This is a genomic window from Rhodoferax sp., assembly GCF_014859475.1.
In the GTDB taxonomy this organism is placed as follows: domain Bacteria; phylum Pseudomonadota; class Gammaproteobacteria; order Burkholderiales; family Burkholderiaceae_C; genus Rhodoferax.
Window position 1 is genome coordinate 1 of the sequence record NZ_JACUUE010000297.1, and the last position, 2,229, is coordinate 2,229.

A 2,229-nucleotide genomic window follows, 5' to 3' on the forward strand; every position below is an offset into this window, starting at 1 on the left:
GCAGCAGCCGCTGCCATTCGAAGCCGGTGATGTAGGGGGGTTTTTAGAAAATCTATTGGCTACGCGCAAACTGCAGCCGGCGGGTAGGCTTTGTGTTTTGGACAATCTTGGTTAAAATATGCGCATCTTTTAATGCGCATCTGGAGTCCATATGCCTGCCATTCAATCCACCGCACCTCAACGCAGCGTTCGGGTGCGTCAGCCTTTAAGGAAGGCCACCAATTTGAGTCTGAGCGTCGATGTACTCGAGGCAGCCAAGGCACTTGAGCTCAATATTTCGCAGGTCTGCGACAGCTATTTACGTCAATTGGTACTGCAGGAACAGGCGCGCCGTTGGCGCAGTGAACACGCCGATTTCATTGCCGCCTATAACGCCACCCTCGAAACCGAAGGCTTGCCGTTGGATCAGTGGAGAACTTTCTGATGGCACGTTTTGATGTGTATGCCAACCCTGGAGCGCATGCCAGTACCACGCCGTATTTGCTGGATGTTCAAAGCAATTTGCTCGACGGTCTGGACAGTCGCATGGTCATTCCGCTGCGTCGCCTGGATGCCTTTGCAAAAGTCAAACTACCTGTTCGGTTAACACCCGTGCTCACTGTCCTTGGTCAGGATTGCTTGCTGGAAACGCCCAAAATGGGCGCCGTGCCGCAACGTGTCTTGAAAGACCGGGTAGCCTCATTCAGCGATGACCAAGCTCGAATTACCGCCGCCTTGCACTTCTTGTTCCAAGGCTATTGAACCATTCATCACCCGCGCACCCGGGGGTGTCGTTCCCGATGATGAGCGATATTCTGCGCACTCAGGTGTTTGCAGTTACTGGCAGTTAAGCGGGGGCAGGCTCCATGTCCGGGTCCGCAATGACAGATAGCATTGAGATTATTCGCCATTTGCAAATGGCGAATAAGAGGGTAAACTACGCGCATGTACCGTTCAAAATCCAACCCGCAAATCACACTTCGTCCGCAAGATGTGGTGGTGCTATTGCGCTTGTCGCTGCAACAGGGGCCTGCGCCCTCCTATGCCGCTTTGGCTGAAGAGTTAAAGCTGGCCGCATCCGAAATTCACGCTGGAGTGGAACGTGCCCTGTCTGCGCAATTGCTGCGCAAAGATGCCGCTGGAAAGCCTGTGGTTTTGCTGGAGCCGTTGCGTTTGTTTGTGCAGCACGGTGTGCGCTATTGCTTTCCGGCGACCCATGGCACCCTGACGCGCGGTGTGCCTACCAGCTACGCTGCGCCGCCCATGCTGGCGCTGATCGTGCAGCCCAAAGAAGCGCCGCCGGTCTGGCCGCACAAGGCGGGCACGGTGCGTGGCACAGCCTTTTATCCTTTGTACCCAACCGTGCCAGATGCCGCGCTGCGCAACCCTGCGCTGTATGAGCTTTTGGTGTTGGTAGATGCCCTGCGCGGCGGGAGCCTTCGTGAACGGGCTTTGGCGATGGCAGAGTTGGACAAGCGGTGGGCCGCATGATGCGTCAACTCAACCCAAATGACCCGAATGTGTTGATGCTGGAGCTGGTTGCGCAGCGCTTGGGGTCTGATTTGTGCAGCAAATTGGCCTTTGTGGGTGGTGCGGTTGTGGGCTTGTTGATAACTGACCCGGCCAATCCACCCATCCGGGCAACGCAGGACGTGGACATCGTTGCCGAGGTGCTTGCCTTGTCTGGCTATCACCGCATTGAGAAGGCGCTGCGCGAACGCGGCTTTGCCCAAGACATGCGTGCCGATGCGCCCATCTGCCGCTGGCAGGTGGATGGCATCACGGTGGATGTGATGCCCACGCTGGAAGAGGTACTGGGTTTCGCCAATCGCTGGTATTCGTTGTGTGTGACGACGGCTGCATCACTGGTGTTGCCCAATGGGGTTGTCATCCGTGTTGTTCAAGCGCCCGTTTTTATCGGCACCAAGCTGGAAGCGTTCCATGGGCGCGGGAGTGGCGACTATTTGTTTAGCCATGATCTCGGCGACATCATCAGCGTAGTGGACGGGCGCGACAGTTTGCTGGGCGAGTGCAAGCAGATGCCCCACGAGTTGCAAGACTATCTTGCCAAACAGTTTTCAGCGTTGCTGGCTGATCGCCGCTTTCTGGATGCCCTGCCTGGTCATTTGCCGGGTGATGCCATAAGTCAAAGCCGATTGCCAGACCTGGAAGCAAAAATTCAACAACTTGCGAATTTATCCACCCCATGATGAGGGGTGCGAATGCGCTCCCGTGCATACGCCCGAAAAA

At 56.3% G+C, this 2,229-nt stretch carries 4 protein-coding genes; all 4 read left to right on the top strand.

The features are described from left to right. Positions 1 to 151 precede the first annotated feature (151 nt). The 4 genes from IBX54_RS14580 to IBX54_RS14595 all read left to right on the top strand — a co-directional run bounded on the left by IBX54_RS14580 (position 152) and on the right by IBX54_RS14595 (position 2,189). A complete protein-coding gene (locus IBX54_RS14580) occupies positions 152 to 424 on the top strand; it encodes a type II toxin-antitoxin system CcdA family antitoxin (protein ID WP_296543376.1) in 273 nt (90 codons plus the stop codon). Next, positions 424 to 741: a CcdB family protein gene (locus IBX54_RS14585; RefSeq protein ID WP_296543377.1), complete on the top strand. Its 318-nt coding sequence runs from the start codon at positions 424 to 426 to the stop codon at positions 739 to 741. Before IBX54_RS14580 ends, IBX54_RS14585 begins: the two co-directional genes overlap by 1 nt. Before the next feature lie 183 nt (positions 742 to 924). Beyond that, positions 925 to 1,470 carry a hypothetical protein gene (locus IBX54_RS14590; protein ID WP_296543378.1) on the top strand — a complete coding sequence of 182 codons (546 nt, stop codon included), beginning with the start codon at positions 925 to 927 and terminating at the stop codon, positions 1,468 to 1,470. A 161-nt stretch (positions 1,471 to 1,631) separates the two neighbouring features. Next, positions 1,632 to 2,189: a hypothetical protein gene (locus tag IBX54_RS14595; RefSeq protein WP_296543379.1), complete on the top strand. Its 558-nt coding sequence runs from the start codon at positions 1,632 to 1,634 to the stop codon at positions 2,187 to 2,189. The last annotated feature ends 40 nt before the right edge of the window (positions 2,190 to 2,229 follow it).